A 15651-nucleotide genomic window follows, 5' to 3' on the forward strand; every position below is an offset into this window, starting at 1 on the left:
CGAGCAGGCTCGCTCCCACATTGGATCTTTGCCAGGCAGGGAATTTGTGCGCGACTCAGGCCGCGCTGGCGGCGAATTTTTCGTAGTAGAAGTTCGCAGGCGCGATGCCTTGCTCGCCAATGAACTGGCTGACGGCCTCGACCATCGGCGGCGGGCCGCACAGGTAGACGTCGACGTCGCCATCATTCAAATGCTTGGGCTCGATGTGCTGGGTCACGTAGCCCTTGAGCGGATGCTGGCTCTCGGGGCTGGCGACGCAGGCGCTGAAGGTGAAGTTGGGGATGCGCGCGGCAAACGCTTCGAGGCGGTCGATTTCCACCAGGTCGAAATCGTGGGTCACGCCGTAGATCAGATGCAGCGGGTGATCGCTGCCCTGCTCGGCGATCTTCTCCAGCATCGCGGTGAACGGCGCCAGCCCGGTGCCACCGGCCAGCAACAACAGCGGCCGACGGATGTCACGCAAGTAGAAACTGCCCAGGGGACCTGCCAGGCTCATGCAGTCGCCGGCCTTGGCCATGCCGGTGAGGAAACTGCTCATCAAGCCGCCGGGCACGTTGCGGATCAGGAAGCTGACTTCGCCATCGCGCTGCAGCGAGCTGAACGAGTAGGCGCGGGTCTGTTCGCTGCCGGGAACTCCCAGGTTCACATACTGCCCAGGCAGGAACGCCAGTTTGCTCAGGGCTTCGCCCTTGATCGACAGGGCGATGGTGCTGTCGGACAGCTGGCGCACGGCGCTGATGGTCGCGTCGTAGCTGGCCTGACGGGTGCGGCAGACCTCGGAGGACGTCGGTACACGCACCACGCAATCGCTCTGGGCGCGCATCTGGCAGGTCAGGACAAAACCCTGCGCGGCCTCTTCAGGGCTGAGGGCGTCTTCGATGTACTCCTCGCCCAAATCGTACTGACCGGCTTCGGCAAAACACTTGCAAGTGCCACAGGCACCGTCGCGGCAGTCCAGCGGGATGTTGATGCCCTGGCGGTAAGCGGCATCGGCCACGGTTTCGCCCACGTTGGCATCGATGAAACGGGTGACGCCGTCTTCGAAATTGAACGCAATGGAATGGGTCATGACGCCAGCCTCACAAGTGGTAAACATCGATGACCTGACGAACGTAGTCGTTCTTCAGGATCACTTTCTTGGCCTTGATCAACGGGTTTTCACCGCGCATGTCGAGGGTGTAGAAACTGCTGCCGAAATAGCTGTCGACGGTCTTGTAGCGAAAGCTCAGGGTGTGCCAGTTGAAGCGCACCTTGCACAGTCCGTCGGCTTGTTCGAGCAGCTCGATGTTGCTGATGTTGTGGGAAGTGCGGGTGTCCGGCACGCTGGCGCTGGAGCGCTCGGTCTTGATGCGGAAGACGCGGTCTTCCAGGCCGGTGCGGTTGCCGTACCAGATCAGCGAGATTTCCCGTTGTGGGTCCTCGGTCAACTCGTCGTTGTCGTCCCACGACGGCATCCAGAACGTCGCGTCCGGGGCGTACAGTTCCAGCCACTGGTCCCACTGGCGGTCGTCGAGGTAACGCGCTTCGCGGTAGAGGAAATCGCGCACCGCTTCATAGGAAATGGTCATTGCACGTCCTCCACGGCGATCAGTTTCGATTGCTCGACGGCGAGGGCCTTGAGCATGGTCTGCTGCCAGTACTTGTGTTGCAGCACGAACAGGCCTTCGTCTTCGGTGCGCACACCACTGAGCAGCGGATGCAGATCAATCTCTTTGGCGGCTTCGTCCGCGCCTTCGATCCAGTGCTCGGCACCACGGGACATGTCGTTCCAGGTGGTGACGCTGCCCTGGTAGCTGGTCTGGCAGGAACGGAATTCCTCCAGATCGTCCGGCGTGGCCATGCCGCTGACGTTGAAGAAATCCTCGTACTGACGAATCCGGCTGGAACGGGCGTGGTCGCTCTCGCCTTTCGGGGCGATGCAGTAGATGGTGATCTCCGTGCGGTTGACCGAGATCGGCCGGGCGATGCGGATCTGCGAGCTGAACTGGTCCATCAGGTACACGTTGGGGTACAGGCACAGGTTGCGCGAGTTCTCGATCATCCAGTCGGCGCGAGCCTTGCCGAAATCCTGCGCCAGCTCATCGCGGCGCTCGTACAGCGGGCGGTCCTCGGGGTTGGCCCAGCGGGTCCAGAGCAGCATGTGGCCCTTGTCGAAGGAATAGAAACCACCGCCCTGCTTGGCCCAGCTGCCGGCGCTCATGGTCGGGTTGGTGTCACCGGCTTCACGCTGCTTGCGCTGGTTCTGGGTGGCCGCGTAGTTCCAGTGCACGGAGCTGACGTGGTAGCCGTCGGCGCCGTTTTCGGCGGTGAGTTTCCAGTTGCCTTCGTAGATGTAGCTGGACGAGCCGCGCAGCACTTCCAGGCCATCGGCGGACTGGTCGACGATCATGTCGATGATCTTCGCCGACTCGCCCAGGTGCTCGACCAGTGGCACAACATCGGCCTTGAGACTGCCGAACAGGAAGCCGCGATAGGACTCGAACCGCGCGACGCGGGTCAGGTCGTGGGAGCCTTCGCAGTTGAAGCTCGCGGGATAACCGGCGTTGGCCGGATCCTTGACCTTGAGCAGCTTGCCGGAGTTGTTGAAGGTCCAGCCGTGGAATGGACAGGTGTAGGAGCTCTTGTTGCCGGACTTGTGCCGGCACAGGGTCGCGCCACGGTGGCTGCAGGCGTTGATGAAGGCGTTGAGCACACCGTCCTTGTTGCGCGCGATGAAGATCGACTGGCGCCCCATGGTCGTGGTGTAGAAATCGTTGATGTTGGGGATCTGGCTTTCGTGGGCCAGGTACAGCCAGTTGCCTTCGAAGATGTGTTCCATCTCCAGATCGAACAGACGCGGGTCGGTGAACATCTCGCGCTTGCAGCGATAGAGGCCCTGCTCGGGATCGTCTTCAAGCAGGGAATGCAAATATTCGGGTCGCAGGGTCATGGCCACCGCCTCCATTGTTATTGTTCAGGCAGGGCCATGCTAGGACGGGGGGGCAGACTGGAATATCCGCGGGGTGCAGACCTTTATCCGTTTTGTGCAGTCACTGGCGGTGTGTCAGGCGCCATCGATGGTGAATGTGCCGGCCCCATCGCGAGCAAGCTCGCTCCCACAGGGGATTTGTGTCGCACCATAGGTCCAATGTAGGAGCGAGCTTGCTCGCGATGGCGCCAGACCAGACAACATCAAACCTGAAGGTCTCAGTGCCGGCGTTTTAGGGTATCGGACGGCAATTCGCCGAACTGCTTGCGGTAGCTGTCGGAGAACCGTCCCAGGTGCAGGAAGCCGTAGTCCATGGCCACCTCGGTAATGTTGCGCACGTTGCAGGTCGGGTCGCTGAGGCAGGCGTTGATGGACTCGAGGCGCTTGCGGCGGATGTAGTTCTTCGGCGTGTCACCGGCATTGCGTTCGAACAACCCGTACAACGAACGCAAGCTCATGTGGGCCTGGCGCGCCAGTGCTTCGCTGTCGATGTCCTGCTTGAGGTTATTGGCGATGTAATCGGCAATCGCTTCGAACGTGGCCGCCTGCGAGCCCGGATCGAGGCGACTGACGTTGGTTTTCATCAGGCTGAGCATCTTGCTGACGATGATCTGCGTGTAATGTTCCTGCACCCTGAGGATCTGCTCAGTGGATTCGGCCTCCTGGCAGATCATCGCCAACAGGTTGACGAAACCTTCCAGTTCATTGAGCTGATAACGGTTTTCCAGAAACCGCACGCCTTGCTCCGGATAGCGCCAGCGCTGCTCATCGCAGACCGATTCAAACAAACGGGTCGGGACCTTGAGGATGAATTTTTCGCAATCGGCGGAGTACGTCAGGTCCACCGGATCGTCGGGGTTGATCAGCAGCAATTCGCCGGGGGCGAAGTAATGCTCCTGGCCGTGTCCACGCCACAGGCAGTTGCCGCGCAGCAGCACTTGCAGATGATAAATGCTGTCCAGCGCACCGGACGTCACGCGCACACTGGCACCGTAGCTGATGCGGCACAGGTCGAGGCTGGCGAACTTGCGATGATCAAGGCTGGCCAGCGGGCTGCCGGCACGGGGCATGAGAATGCAGTGGTTACCGACGTGCTGATTGACGTAGCCCGACACGGCGTAAGGGTCGGCATGGTCGAACACCCGGCTGCGCTGACTCAACAGTTGCGCTTGCATCATCAGGTCACTCTCGTTGTTGTTATGAGTTGCGTCGGTCCATTCTAGAGCCGAAACCCTGTAGGAGCGAGCTTGCTCGCGATGGACTTGAGGACGCCGCGGGGCATCAGGCACCCAGCGTCATCGTTGACGACCATCGCGAGCAGGCTCGCTCCTACAGGGGGCGGGGGTGATCAGTCTTCCAGTGCGCGGACCCGCTCGTGGCGCTGCTGTTCTTCAGGTTGTGCAGACGACTGCAAGGTGAAGTCGAACTCGATTTCGGCAAAGCGACCGCTCACGCCATGGGCCGCTGCGCGCTGCTGATCGTCGCTGAAGGTGATCTTGGCGATCAGTTCGTCGCGGGTGGCGTAGGCGAAATCGTCGTGCAGGTATTGATCGCCGTCGAGGTTGATCTGGGTGGTCAGGTGGCGATGGTCCGGCGCGGAGATGAAGAAGTGCACGTGCGCCGGACGCTGGCCATGACGGCCCAGTTGATCGAGCAGTTGCTGGGTCGGACCGTCCGGTGGGCAGCCATAGCCCGACGGCACGATGCTACGGAAACGGTAGCGGCCTTCGGCGTCGGTCACGATACGGCGACGCAGGTTGAATTCCGACTGCGTGGCATCGAAGTACGAGTAGGTACCGCCGGTGTTGGCGTGCCAGACGTCCACCACGGCCCCGGCCAAGGGTTCGCCGGCCGTATTGAGCACGCGGCCTTGCATGAACAGGGTCACGCCCGGATCGACGCCGTCATCCAGGCGCGCCTCGCCTTCGGACAACGGCGCACCGGCCACGTACAGCGGGCCTTCGATGGTGCGCGGGGTGCCGCCGGTCTTGCCGGCCTGCTCGTCTTCGGCGTCCATCAACAAGTCGAGGTAATGCTCCAGGCCAATACCGGCCACCAGCAACCCGGCTTCCTGGCGCGCGCCCAGCACGTTGAGGTAGTTGACGGCTTTCCAGAACTCTTCCGGGGTCACGGCCAGGTCTTCGATGATGTTCACCGAATCACGCAGGATGCGGTAGACCAGCGCCTTGGTCCGTGGATTGCCGGCGTCGTTGAGCAGGCCGCTGGCTTCTTCGAGAAATTTCTGGATTTCGGCAGTGTGGGAAATTTTGACGTTCATTTTTCAGGGTTCCTCATCTTGTAATTATTAGCGTAGCGCTGAGCAGGCAGGGTTCAGCGGTCATCGTCACGGATGGAAGACGGATGCCGGCACATCGCGTCGATTTCGATGGCCATGTAGGGAAACAAAGGCAATTGCATCAGCAGGTCATGCAGTTCCTGAACGCTGTCGACATCGAACACGCTGTAGTTGGCGTAGTGCCCGGCGATGCGCCACAGGTGACGCCACTTGCCCTGCTCTTGCAGGCGCTGGGCCAGGGCTTTTTCGTCAGCCTTGAGTCTGGCCGCCGCCTGCGGATTCATGTCGACCGGCAGGTTCACGGTCATTTTTACGTGAAACAGCATAATGCTCTCCTCAGGCTTGATGAGTGGTCTTGTCGCGACGGAAGAACGCCAGGCGCTCTTCATCCAGGCTCAGGCCAAGACCCGGTGTTTTCGGCACGTGCAGTTCAAAATCGCGATACACCAGCGGTTCGCTGAGAATGTCTTCGGTCAGCAGCAACGGGCCGAACAGTTCGGTGTCCCACGCCAGTTTGTTCAGGGTGACGAAGGCATGGGCCGACGCCATCGTGCCCAGGCCGCCTTCGAGCATGGTGCCGCCGTACAGGGCGATACCGGCCGCTTCGGCGATGCAGGCAGTCCGCAACACGGCGCGCGGGCCACCGTTCTTGGCGATCTTCAGGGCGAACACCGAGGCGGCGCCTTCGCGGGCCAGGTTGAACGCATCTTCCACGCATTCGATGGATTCGTCGGCCATGATCGGCGCCGGGCTCATGGCGTTCAGGCGGGCCATGCCGGCGCGGTTGTTGCGCGAGATCGGCTGTTCGATCAGGTCGATGCCGTTGCTGCCGAGGATTCGGCAGGCACGTATCGCGACGGCTTCGTCCCACGCCTGGTTGACGTCGACCCGCACGCTGGCGCGGTCACCCAGGGCCTTCTTGATGGCAATGACGTGGGCCAGGTCGCGGTTGACCTCGCCGGCACCGATCTTCAGCTTGAAGATGCGGTGGCGGCGCAGGTCGAGCATTTTTTCCGCTTCGGCGATGTCTTTTTCCGTGTCACCGCTGGCCAGGGTCCAGGCCACCGGCAGTGCGTCGCGAACACGGCCGCCGAGCAATTCACTGACAGGCAGGCCAAGGCGTTTGCCCTGGGCGTCGAGCAGCGCGGTTTCTATACCGGATTTGGCGAAGGTGTTGCCACGGATGCTGCGCTCCAGGCGCAACATGGCAGCATTGACGTTGCCGCTGTCCTGGCCGATCAACAAGGGGGCGAAGTGCGTGTCGATGTTGGTCTTGATGCTGTCCGGGCTTTCATTGCCGTAGGCCAGGCCACCGATGGTGGTGGATTCGCCGATGCCTTCGATGCCGTCGGCGCAACGCACGCGAACGATCACCAGGGTCTGGTTCTGCATGGTGTGCATGGCCAGCTTGTGCGGGCGGATAGTCGGCAGATCGACGAGGATCGTCTCGATCGACTCAATGGCGGTTGCAAGCATTTCGATACCCGTCAGGTTCTTGAAGTTCTGAGTCGGATTCTCATACGGCTTTTTCCGGGCGGCCAATATAGAATTGGTCTGGCTTGATACCTTAAAGGTATTCAATTGAAAATCCGGAGGCCCCATGGAACTGCGGCACCTGCGTTACTTCCAGGTATTGGCTCAAACCCTCAACTTCACCCGCGCCGCCGAGCGCCTGCACATCGCCCAACCACCGTTGAGCCGGCAGATCCAGCAACTGGAGGACGAACTGGGGGTGATGTTGCTGGAGCGCGGACGCCCGCTGAAGCTGACCGACGCCGGGCGTTTTTTCCATGAGCACTCCACCGCCCTGCTCGAACAACTGAACAAGGTCTGCGACAACACGCGGCGTATCGGCCTGGGTGAAAAGACCTGGCTGGGTATCGGCTTTGCGCCCTCGACACTGTATGGCGTGCTGCCGGAGCTGATCCGCCGGTTACGCAGTGGCGAACCGCTGGAGCTGGAATTGGGCCTGTCGGAAATGACCACCCTGCAACAAGTGCAGGCATTGAAGGCCGGGCGTATCGACATCGGTTTTGGGCGGATCCGCATCGACGACCCGACCATTGTCCAGACCGTGCTCACTGAAGACCGCCTGGTCGCCGCCCTGCCCGCCGGCCATCCGTTGCTCGCCGGCCCCATCAGCCTGCGGGAACTGGCCAGGGAACCCTTTGTGCTGTACCCCGGCAATCCACGGCCGAGTTACGCCGACCATGTGATCGCGCTGTTTGAGTCCTATGGCGTGAGCATCCACGTCGCGCAGTGGACCAACGAACTGCAAACGGCGATCGGTCTGGTGGGGGCGGGAATCGGGGTCACGCTGGTGCCGGCCTCGGTGCAACTGCTGCACCGCGACGACATCGGTTTCACACCCTTGCTGGAAGACAACGCGACCTCGCCGATCATCCTCAGCCGACGGGTGGGCGATGTTTCGCCGGGGTTGAACCATTGCTTGCGGATGATTGATGAGCTGCTGCCGCCGGTAGCGTAAGACGACGATCATTTGTGGCGAGGGGGCTTGCCCCCGTTGGGCTAAATAGCAGCCCTAAAAGCCGTTACCCGGTTTTCCGGAGATGAACGTAAGGACCATTTTTTTTTGGTAGGGGGGGGGGCGCTTCGCACCCCAACGGGGGCAAGCCCCCTCGCCACAGGGCGGCCCGAAACTCTCCGTGCACTTGCACGACATCGGCGCAAAACCGGACTCTACGATGTTGCAAAGCACTGAAACAGGAACCATGACCGGTGCCTCGGCGACTGTAGATCGGACTGGATCCATTTCAGAATGGATACACCTTGCGAATCTGCACAAGAAATCATTCGCAATGAGTGTTACCCGGCTCTCATTCCTGCTCGTTTTAACGGGCGTTCCCGCCCCAGATCCAGTTCCAGAACCCCGGCAACTCGACCGGCTGCGAGCCATCGCGCACGGTTCGCGCCATGGCCGCCCGCTGTAGCGCAGCCTGTTCGTCGTAAAACGGCTTGTCCGCGGTTTTCACGCCGGTCTCCCGGGCGCTGTCGAGCAGAATCTGCAGGTATTCACGGGTATGCCGGGCGGTATAGCGGTTGAGGTCGTGAAACGTCACCACGATCGGTATCACCCCGTCGACCACCGGCAATTCGCCACGAGCGATGCGTTCGCGCACTTCAGACATCGAGCGCAGCATGTGCGACCGTCGCCGGGGACTGGCGTTGAAACCCCAGATCTTGCCGTCATTGGCGCTCAAGTCCGTGAGCAGCACGTGCAGGCCATGCTGCTGATAAGCGGCGAAGGTGCGCTTGTCGTAGTTCCAGAATGGCGGGCGCAACAGGGTTGGGGGGGCGCCGGTGATCGCCGCGATGTCGGCGCTGCCATCGGTCAGGGCCTGCTCCAGTTCTTGCGGCTCCAGCGAGCGATGGTTGGTGTGCCGGGGCGTTGCCGTGTGGAAGCCCAGAATGTGACCTTCGGCGTGTTCGCGCCGCATGATGTCCCGGCCCAATTCGCTGCCACCGGCGCGTGGCGCGCGGGTTTGCACGAAGAACACGGCTTTGATCCCCGGCTGCAGCGGGTTTTGCGCCAGGCTCTCAAGCACCGTGACGGTCGGATTCCACCAGCTCGATGCACTGGGACCGTCATCGAACGTCAGCAGAAAACGGATGGGCGGTTGCGTCTGCAAACGCTGTTCGGTCTGCGGCGTCATTGCAATGGGTGCGGCAATACAACCCAGCAAACCAACTGCCAGGGCGCACACCGTTAAACACTTGAACCACTGTTTCATCTTTTGCCTTGGGCCAGACCATCACGATTGAAATACAAGTTGGCAGGAATCCTTCGCCCGGGACGCCGGGTCGAGGTTGGATAAAGTACACAGGCTTTGGTTCCGGCGCTTGCCAAGCCTGTTTCGTCGCCAGCTACTAAACTGAAAAAACGCTCAACCAGAGTGTCAGGCCATGTGCGGACGACTGTCGCAATACCGCGGGATACACGACTTCGTGGCGGTGCTGAGCATCCCCGACGCTTTGGTCAATCACGTCGGCAACGAACCCCTGGCGCACTATAACGCCGCGCCCACCACGCAACTCGCCCTGTTGCACCTGGAGAACGAGCGGCTGCACGCCGACGCCGTGCGCTGGGGTTGGCGGCCGCACTGGGCAACGGATCGCGCGGAGCCGATCAATGCCCGGGTCGAGAAAGTCGCCCATGGCCCGTACTTCCGGGCAATCTGGCCGCATCGCGCGCTCTGTCCGATCGATAACTGGTTTGAATGGGTGGATGCCGGTGACGGCAACAAACAACCCTGGTTGATCCGGCGGCGGGACCGGAAACCGGCCTTCTGCGCGGCCATCGGCCAGTACCCCATCGGCGGAGCCCCGCACAGGGAGCATGACGGTTTCGTCATCCTCACGGCGGACAGCGCAGGCGGCCTGCTTGATGTGCATGACCGGCGGCCGGTGGTGTTCTCGCCCGAGCTGGCGCGGGAATGGCTGGACCCGGCCACGCCCAAGGAAAGGGCCGAGGAAATGGCGTTATCCCAGGGCGAGATCAGTGATGCATTTGAGTGGTACAAGGTGGACAAGGCCGTTGGCAATGTCAGGAACCAGGGCGCTGCGTTAATTGAACAAGTGCCATGAACTTATCAATAACGACAGAGCCCCACTCAATGGCGTAATGCTGCTCAGTTAAGGAAATTGTAGGAGCGAGCTTGCTCGCGATGGACTCAAGAGCGCCGCGTTCAGCCAGTAAACACGCGTTATCGTTAACGACCATCGCGAGCAAGCTCGCTCCTACAATGGCGGGGCTTTGTCGTTTGGGGTGATCAGAACTTGCGGTCAAGATCCGACAGTTCCTTACCATCGTCAGGATGCTTCCAGTCCGGCATCGAACGTTTTTGCTGCTCAATCTCTTCTTCCGTGGGTTCGTCCACGTCTTCTTCCGGGTCCGGACGCTTGGGTTCATTGGCCATGTTCACCTCACTTCCCGAAGGGATCGGTCATCCACTTAAAGCTTAGATCAGTTCCCCTGCTCCGCTCAGAGCCACCAGCGCAGCAAAAAGAAAAAGCCCATGCTCAACAGCATGCTGAGCAAGGTATTGCGCGTGTAAAGCACCAGCCCCACCGCCACCAGCGAGCTGATCAGATAGGGGTTGTCCCAGTGCAGGTTCAGCTGTTTTTCCGGCATGAACACAATCGGCCCACAGATAGCCGTCAACATGCCCGGTACGGCAAACCCGAGGAATTGCCGGGCATTGCTGCTCAGGCGCACCGGCAGGCGCGGTTCGAGAAAAACGTAGCGGTTGAGGAACACCAACACGCCCATTCCGACAATCACAGCCCAGACCATCATGTGCGTCCACCGTAGAATTTATTGCAGACAAACCCGGCGGTCATCCCCGCCAGCCCCGACAACACCAGCGCTGAACCCCATTGCCAGTAGCTGAACAGCACCGAGCAAAACAGCGACACCGCCACGCACACCACGGTCGGCACGTTGCGTACCACCGGGGTGATCAGGGCAATGAAGGTGGCCGCGATGGAGAAATCCAGGCCCAGGTGTTCAAGGCCCGGAATGCTGCTGCCGAGCACAATGCCCGCCAGGGTGAAGAGGTTCCAGGCGATGTAGAACGTCAGGCCCACGCCCAGGGCGTACCAGCGGTTGAATTGCTGCTTGTCGTGCTGGCTGGTCAGGGCGAACAGCTCGTCAGTGAGCAAAAACCCCAGGCCCGCACGCCAGCGCCCCGGCAATGGCGAAATCACCGAGCGCATGCTCATCCCGTAAAGCAAATGCTGGGAGGTCAGCAGCAAGGTGGTGAGCAAGATCGAAAAGATCCCGGCACCGCCCTTGAGCATGCCGATGGCCACCAGTTGCGCCGCACCGGCAAACACAATGCTCGACAGGCCTTGGCCTTGCAGGGGCGTGAGGTTGGCTTCGATGGCCATGGAACCGGCCAGCAAGCCCCAGGGCGCGGTGGCCAGGGACAGCGGCATGATCGCCGCAGCCCCGCGCAGAAAGGCGCTGCGCGGCATGAGTGAGTTGGGCATGACGTTCTACAGACAGGGAAAGACCTGAGACTTTGCCAGCTGTGGCGGCCAATGGCTTGAACAATCTTGCTCACTGATACGCCCGCGTGCCATTCATCGGCTGCCCGCTTGATTCGCCAAGGTGGTAGCAACATGATGGCCCTGCATTTTTCATCGAGGCAGGCCCTTCATGAGTTCAGTCGAAACCGACAGCGACGTTTACAAAACCCTGCTTGAGTCGACCAAAGCCATTCCCTGGCGCATCGACTGGAAAACCATGACCTTCAGCTACATCGGGCCACAGATCGAAGAACTGCTGGGCTGGAAGCAGCACAGCTGGGCCTCGGTCAATGACTGGGTCGAGCGCATGCACCCGGATGACCGCGACTACGTGATGGACTTCTGTGTCTCGCAATCGCGGGCCGGCATCGATCACGAGGCCGACTATCGCGCACTGACCGAAAGCGGCGAGTACGTGTGGATCCGCGATGTGGTGCACGTGGTGCGCAAGGACGGCGAAGTCGAGGCGCTGGTGGGGTTCATGTTCGATATCAGCGAGCGCAAGAAAACCGAAGAACACCTGATCCGCCTGCAAAAGCAGCTCGAAGAGTATTCCTTCCAGGACGGCCTGACCGGTATCGCCAACCGCCGCATGTTCGACACCGTGCTGGAACGCGAGTGGAACACGGCCCAGCGCACCGCGTTGCCGTTATCGGTGATCGTGCTGGATATCGATTATTTCAAGCAGTACAACGACCACTACGGCCACATCAAGGGCGACGAATGCCTGCGCCGCGTCGCGCAAACCTTGTCCCTGGCGGCGAACCGGCCACGGGATTTCATCGCCCGGATCGGCGGTGAAGAGTTTGTCTGGCTGCTGCCGGAAACCGATGCCGAATCCGCACGGCTGGTGGCGCACAAGTGCCTGCACCTGATTCGCCAGCAGCAGATCCCCCATGAATTCTCGAACGTGTCGAAGCTGCTGAGTATCAGCCTCGGCGTCGGCACCACCCTGGCGTCGATGCATGCCACGGCCCTGGAATTCATCGAGCAGGTCGATCATCAGCTCTACAAGGCCAAGCACAATGGCCGGATGCGCGCCGAGTTCGCTGATTTTCGTGATTGACAAAAGGCGCGCTGGCTTTTAAAACTGGGCGCCTCACTCAGGGTGTAAACAAGTATGTCCGCAACCTTCAATCTCGACTCTTCCGTCATTGGCTTGATTGCCAAGGCGCAAGGTTGCGTTGCGCACGCCCTCAAATCGAAGAAACAGTCGCTCATGTGACCGGGGCGCGCTGTCCCGTCAGATGAGCTGACAGGACATTGAGCGCGACGGACCACACTCCCCTTGCTTACTCTCCTTCCATGCCCCTGACGGTGACGAAATCGGTCAACCATCAGGAGAAAAAAGCATGTCAGCGTTTCAGGGTATCTGGGTTCCACTGGTCACACCTTTCCACAACGGCGCCATCGATTTCGTCGGCTTGCGCCGGCTGGTCAGCCACCTGCTGGAAAAAGGTGTCGACGGCCTCGTCGTTTGCGGCACCACCGGCGAGCCGGCGGCGATGGGCAAACATGAGCAACTGGCAGTGCTGGATGCGGTGCTGGAGCTGGTGCCGGCGCAACGGGTGGTCATGGGCCTGGCCGGCAACAACCTGACCGAGTTGTTGCAGTTCCAGAGCGAGATCCTAAAGCGCCCGGTGGCGGGCCTGCTGGTGCCGGCGCCGTATTACATCCGCCCGTCCCAGGCCGGCCTGGAAGTGTTTTTCCGCACGGTCGCCGATGCCTCCAGCGTGCCACTGATTCTCTACGACATCCCCTACCGTACCGGCGTGGCCTTCGAACAGGCGACCCTGCTCAACATCGTCGCCCACGAGCGGATCGTCGCGATCAAGGATTGCGGCGGTAACTTTTCCAACACCCTCGCCTTGCTCGATAGCGGCCATGTCGACGTGCTGTGCGGCGAAGACAACCAGATCTTCAATGCCCTGTGCCTGGGCGCCAGAGGCGCGATTGCCGCGTCGGCGCATGTCCATCCGGAACTGTTCGTGCAGTTGCACCGGCAGATCCGTGACAATCAATTGGCTGAAGGTCGTGCCACGTTTTTCCGTCTGCTGCCACTGATCAACAGCCTGTTCCTGGAACCCAACCCGGCCCCGGTGAAAACCGCGCTGGCCCTGCAAGGCTTGATCGGAGACGAACTGCGCGCGCCCATGCAACGCAGCAGTGAATCGATGACCGAGCGTTTGAAAGGCGTACTCAGGACATTGGATCACGACAATCGATAGAGCGCCCGCCACCGGCCCGAGTACCATGGAGCGATTCGTTCAGCCTTCAGGGGCACCGACATGCTGTACCGAATCGCCGCCGACGGGCTGATGCTGTTTCACCTGTCGTTCATTGTATTTGTCGTGTTCGGCGGGCTGCTGATATTCAAATGGCGCCACCTGATCTGGTGGCATCCGCCCGCTGCGCTGTGGGGGATGGCGGTGGAGTTCTTCCACCTGCCCTGCCCGCTGACCGACTGGGAAAACCGCATGCGCCATGGGGCCGGGCAAACCGGCTATGGCGGTGGGTTCATTGAGCATTACATTTGGCCGGTGATTTACCCGGCGGGCCTGACGCCCGGCATTCAGCTGGGTTTGGGTAGCGTGGTGTTGGTGATCAATGTGTTGGTCTATCTTCGATTGATCAGGCAGTGGCGATTGCGGCGGGCCACCTGAAACCAGGATCAAAAGATCGCAGCCTGCGGCAGCTCCTACACAGGGAACGGACCGGTTTGCCTGACGCCTGAGCCTCAGTTGGCAATCACACTCATATTGCGCCCACTGGCCTTGGCCACGTACAGCGCCTTGTCCGCCGCACCGATCAGGTCTTCGGAGCGAACCTGGGACGCACCATTGCTGGCACACACGCCAACGCTGACGGTGACGGCGCCTTCCGGGCTGTCGCTGTGGGCAATTTCAGCCTGCAGCACCGCGCGACGGATTTTCTCCGCCACCAGGAATGCCCCCACGTAGTCGTTGCCGGGCAGCACCACTGCAAACTCCTCGCCACCATAACGGGCGGCCAGGTCACCGGGGCGCTTGATGTTGTCGGTGATGATCGCACCGACCTTGCGCAAACACTCATCACCGGCCAGGTGACCGTAGCGGTCATTGAACGGTTTGAAATGATCGACATCGATCATCAGCAGCGCCAACTCGCTCTGGCTACGCCGGGCACGGCCCATTTCGGCATCGATGAAAGCGTCGAGCTGACGCCGGTTGGCCAGCCCCGTCAGCGCGTCTTTCAGGGCCAGGCCTTCAAGGTTGCGATTGACCTCCAGGAGCTTGTCCTGGGTGTCCAGCAACTCGACCTGCGCCAGGTTCTGCTGCTTCATCAGTTTGATCAGCCGGAACCCCAGTACCCCGAGAACACTGAGCAACAGCGTGACGATGCCGGCGCTGAGCAGCGTTTCCTTGCGCCAACTGGCCAGCACTTCATCCTTGTTCAGCGCGGCAAACACGATCAGCGGATAACCCTCGACCCGGCGGTACCCCGTCACCCGCTCGACACCGTCGACGACCGACGTGATCGTGGCCGTGCCCGCATCGCCCTTGGGCAGCAACCGGGTGAACAACGGGCTCTTGGCGAGACTGCTGCCGATATCCGACTCCTTGAAGGGTCGGCGAATGACAATGCTGGCATTGTCGGCGATCAGGGTGATCACGCCATTGCTGCCCATGTCGATGCTGTCGTAGAGCTGCAGAAAATAAGTGAGGTAAATCGTCGCCAGCGCCACGCCGGCAAAACTGCCGTCGGGATGATTGAGCCGACGCGAAACCGTCAGGATCCACTCGCCGCTCGAGCGGCTCTTGATCGACGGCCCGATGTGCGGCCCACGGCTGGGGTTGTCGCGATGGAAGATGAAGTATTCGCGGTCGGAATTGTTGACGCCGGTTTGGCCGGCGCCATTGGAATTGGCGAGCCACTGCCCTTTTTCGTCGAAAACGAACAAGCCATGGAGCTGGCTCAACTCACTGCGCTGGGCATTGAGCAATGCCGGCAGCCGGGATTGATCCACGCCGTCGTGTTCCAGACGATCGACCAACGTGAACAGCAGCGTATCGGCCTGCTTGATCGTTGCCTGTGCTTGCGAAGCCAGCGTCTGCGCAAGGTTGGACATCACCACTTCCTTGTCATGCAGGTGGTACTGGCGTGAGCTCCAGGCTTCCCAGATCACGATAGCCACCATCGACAGGCACACCGCCATCAGCAAGGTCACCGCCGAGCGGACCTTGAGCCTTGGCACGGCTGACCGAAGCATTTGAATTTGATCGTTGATCAATGGATGTCCCATGGTGCTCCCTGTGTCGATGACGGACGAACCTTCCTGATCGCCGTTTTTGCTCAC

Annotated in this window: 17 protein-coding genes; 5 read left to right on the plus strand and 12 right to left on the minus strand. The window is 60.9% G+C overall.

The features are described from left to right. Window positions 1-55: 55 nt before the first annotated feature. From benC to PPUTUW4_RS16545, 7 genes are all read right to left on the minus strand, one after another. The gene (gene benC / locus PPUTUW4_RS16515) at window positions 56-1069 is read right to left on the minus strand and encodes a benzoate 1,2-dioxygenase electron transfer component BenC (RefSeq protein WP_015095718.1); all 1014 of its coding nucleotides are present in this window, start codon (window positions 1067-1069) and stop codon (window positions 56-58) included. Window positions 1070-1079: 10 nt separating this feature from the next. After that, complete coding sequence (gene benB / locus PPUTUW4_RS16520; protein WP_015095719.1) at window positions 1080-1568, minus strand: benzoate 1,2-dioxygenase small subunit; 489 nt, start codon at window positions 1566-1568, stop codon at window positions 1080-1082. Continuing rightward, complete coding sequence (benA, locus tag PPUTUW4_RS16525; RefSeq protein WP_015095720.1) at window positions 1565-2929, minus strand: benzoate 1,2-dioxygenase large subunit; 1365 nt, start codon at window positions 2927-2929, stop codon at window positions 1565-1567. The genes benB and benA overlap by 4 nt, the downstream gene beginning before the upstream one ends. A 257-nt stretch (window positions 2930-3186) precedes the next feature. Next, window positions 3187-4146 (minus strand): helix-turn-helix domain-containing protein, encoded by a 960-nt coding sequence (locus PPUTUW4_RS16530; protein WP_041474902.1) that lies wholly within the window; start codon window positions 4144-4146, stop codon window positions 3187-3189. A gap of 170 nt (window positions 4147-4316) precedes the next feature. After that, on the minus strand, window positions 4317-5246 hold the full coding sequence (gene catA / locus PPUTUW4_RS16535) for a catechol 1,2-dioxygenase (protein ID WP_015095722.1): 930 nt from the start codon (window positions 5244-5246) through the stop codon (window positions 4317-4319). Between the two features lie 53 nt (window positions 5247-5299). Then, on the minus strand, window positions 5300-5590 hold the full coding sequence (gene catC, locus PPUTUW4_RS16540) for a muconolactone Delta-isomerase (protein ID WP_015095723.1): 291 nt from the start codon (window positions 5588-5590) through the stop codon (window positions 5300-5302). 10 nt (window positions 5591-5600) lie between these two features. Beyond that, window positions 5601-6740 (minus strand): muconate cycloisomerase family protein, encoded by a 1140-nt coding sequence (locus tag PPUTUW4_RS16545; protein ID WP_015095724.1) that lies wholly within the window; start codon window positions 6738-6740, stop codon window positions 5601-5603. Window positions 6741-6864: 124 nt separating this feature from the next. Here PPUTUW4_RS16545 and PPUTUW4_RS16550 point away from each other — a divergent pair, with 124 nt between their 5' ends. Further along, window positions 6865-7752, plus strand: coding sequence for a LysR family transcriptional regulator (locus tag PPUTUW4_RS16550; RefSeq protein WP_015095725.1), 888 nt, complete (start codon window positions 6865-6867; stop codon window positions 7750-7752). Between the two features lie 364 nt (window positions 7753-8116). Here the strand turns inward: PPUTUW4_RS16550 and PPUTUW4_RS16555 are convergent, their stop codons facing one another. After that, window positions 8117-9016: a polysaccharide deacetylase family protein gene (locus PPUTUW4_RS16555; protein ID WP_015095726.1), complete on the minus strand. Its 900-nt coding sequence runs from the start codon at window positions 9014-9016 to the stop codon at window positions 8117-8119. Between the two features lie 172 nt (window positions 9017-9188). Here PPUTUW4_RS16555 and PPUTUW4_RS16560 point away from each other — a divergent pair, with 172 nt between their 5' ends. Then, a complete protein-coding gene (locus PPUTUW4_RS16560) occupies window positions 9189-9869 on the plus strand; it encodes an SOS response-associated peptidase family protein (RefSeq protein ID WP_015095727.1) in 681 nt (226 codons plus the stop codon). 185 nt (window positions 9870-10054) lie between these two features. Here the strand turns inward: PPUTUW4_RS16560 and PPUTUW4_RS30065 are convergent, their stop codons facing one another. From PPUTUW4_RS30065 to PPUTUW4_RS16570, 3 genes are all read right to left on the minus strand, one after another. Then, window positions 10055-10201 carry a hypothetical protein gene (locus tag PPUTUW4_RS30065; protein WP_177325102.1) on the minus strand — a complete coding sequence of 49 codons (147 nt, stop codon included), beginning with the start codon at window positions 10199-10201 and terminating at the stop codon, window positions 10055-10057. Window positions 10202-10266: 65 nt separating this feature from the next. Next, window positions 10267-10578, minus strand: a complete 312-nt coding sequence (locus PPUTUW4_RS16565; protein ID WP_015095729.1) for an AzlD domain-containing protein — start codon at window positions 10576-10578, stop codon at window positions 10267-10269. Beyond that, window positions 10578-11276: an AzlC family ABC transporter permease gene (locus PPUTUW4_RS16570; RefSeq protein WP_041474903.1), complete on the minus strand. Its 699-nt coding sequence runs from the start codon at window positions 11274-11276 to the stop codon at window positions 10578-10580. Before PPUTUW4_RS16570 ends, PPUTUW4_RS16565 begins: the two co-directional genes overlap by 1 nt. Window positions 11277-11445: 169 nt before the next feature. Here PPUTUW4_RS16570 and PPUTUW4_RS16575 point away from each other — a divergent pair, with 169 nt between their 5' ends. The 3 genes from PPUTUW4_RS16575 to PPUTUW4_RS16585 all read left to right on the plus strand — a co-directional run bounded on the left by PPUTUW4_RS16575 (window position 11446) and on the right by PPUTUW4_RS16585 (window position 13978). Further along, complete coding sequence (locus PPUTUW4_RS16575; RefSeq protein WP_015095731.1) at window positions 11446-12381, plus strand: sensor domain-containing diguanylate cyclase; 936 nt, start codon at window positions 11446-11448, stop codon at window positions 12379-12381. Between the two features lie 286 nt (window positions 12382-12667). Then, a complete protein-coding gene (gene dapA, locus PPUTUW4_RS16580; RefSeq protein WP_015095732.1) occupies window positions 12668-13543 on the plus strand; it encodes a 4-hydroxy-tetrahydrodipicolinate synthase in 876 nt (291 codons plus the stop codon). A 60-nt stretch (window positions 13544-13603) separates the two neighbouring features. Beyond that, the gene (locus tag PPUTUW4_RS16585; protein WP_015095733.1) at window positions 13604-13978 is read left to right on the plus strand and encodes a DUF2784 domain-containing protein; all 375 of its coding nucleotides are present in this window, start codon (window positions 13604-13606) and stop codon (window positions 13976-13978) included. Between the two features lie 74 nt (window positions 13979-14052). On the opposite strand, the gene PPUTUW4_RS16590 is transcribed toward PPUTUW4_RS16585, so the two are convergent. After that, window positions 14053-15597: a sensor domain-containing diguanylate cyclase gene (locus PPUTUW4_RS16590; RefSeq protein ID WP_015095734.1), complete on the minus strand. Its 1545-nt coding sequence runs from the start codon at window positions 15595-15597 to the stop codon at window positions 14053-14055. Window positions 15598-15651 lie beyond the last annotated feature (54 nt).

Origin of the sequence: Pseudomonas sp. UW4 (assembly GCF_000316175.1) — a bacterium.
Taxonomy (GTDB): Bacteria; Pseudomonadota; Gammaproteobacteria; order Pseudomonadales; family Pseudomonadaceae; genus Aquipseudomonas; species Aquipseudomonas laurylsulfatiphila.

What these genes read in the sequence shown, in the direction of transcription:
- benC (WP_015095718.1), bottom strand. Translation starts at nt 1,069, where the DNA reads ATGACCCATTCCATTGCGTTCAATTTCGAAGACGGCGTCACCCGTTTC.
- PPUTUW4_RS16565 (WP_015095729.1), bottom strand. Translation starts at nt 10,578, where the DNA reads ATGGTCTGGGCTGTGATTGTCGGAATGGGCGTGTTGGTGTTCCTCAAC.
- PPUTUW4_RS16575 (WP_015095731.1), top strand. Translation starts at nt 11,446, where the DNA reads ATGAGTTCAGTCGAAACCGACAGCGACGTTTACAAAACCCTGCTTGAG.
- PPUTUW4_RS16560 (WP_015095727.1), top strand. Translation starts at nt 9,189, where the DNA reads ATGTGCGGACGACTGTCGCAATACCGCGGGATACACGACTTCGTGGCG.
- PPUTUW4_RS16590 (WP_015095734.1), bottom strand. Translation starts at nt 15,597, where the DNA reads ATGGGACATCCATTGATCAACGATCAAATTCAAATGCTTCGGTCAGCC.
- PPUTUW4_RS30065 (WP_177325102.1), bottom strand. Translation starts at nt 10,201, where the DNA reads ATGGCCAATGAACCCAAGCGTCCGGACCCGGAAGAAGACGTGGACGAA.
- catA (WP_015095722.1), bottom strand. Translation starts at nt 5,246, where the DNA reads ATGAACGTCAAAATTTCCCACACTGCCGAAATCCAGAAATTTCTCGAA.
- PPUTUW4_RS16585 (WP_015095733.1), top strand. Translation starts at nt 13,604, where the DNA reads ATGCTGTACCGAATCGCCGCCGACGGGCTGATGCTGTTTCACCTGTCG.
- PPUTUW4_RS16570 (WP_041474903.1), bottom strand. Translation starts at nt 11,276, where the DNA reads ATGCCCAACTCACTCATGCCGCGCAGCGCCTTTCTGCGCGGGGCTGCG.
- PPUTUW4_RS16555 (WP_015095726.1), bottom strand. Translation starts at nt 9,016, where the DNA reads ATGAAACAGTGGTTCAAGTGTTTAACGGTGTGCGCCCTGGCAGTTGGT.
- catC (WP_015095723.1), bottom strand. Translation starts at nt 5,590, where the DNA reads ATGCTGTTTCACGTAAAAATGACCGTGAACCTGCCGGTCGACATGAAT.
- dapA (WP_015095732.1), top strand. Translation starts at nt 12,668, where the DNA reads ATGTCAGCGTTTCAGGGTATCTGGGTTCCACTGGTCACACCTTTCCAC.
- benB (WP_015095719.1), bottom strand. Translation starts at nt 1,568, where the DNA reads ATGACCATTTCCTATGAAGCGGTGCGCGATTTCCTCTACCGCGAAGCG.
- benA (WP_015095720.1), bottom strand. Translation starts at nt 2,929, where the DNA reads ATGACCCTGCGACCCGAATATTTGCATTCCCTGCTTGAAGACGATCCC.
- PPUTUW4_RS16550 (WP_015095725.1), top strand. Translation starts at nt 6,865, where the DNA reads ATGGAACTGCGGCACCTGCGTTACTTCCAGGTATTGGCTCAAACCCTC.
- PPUTUW4_RS16530 (WP_041474902.1), bottom strand. Translation starts at nt 4,146, where the DNA reads ATGATGCAAGCGCAACTGTTGAGTCAGCGCAGCCGGGTGTTCGACCAT.
- PPUTUW4_RS16545 (WP_015095724.1), bottom strand. Translation starts at nt 6,740, where the DNA reads ATGCTTGCAACCGCCATTGAGTCGATCGAGACGATCCTCGTCGATCTG.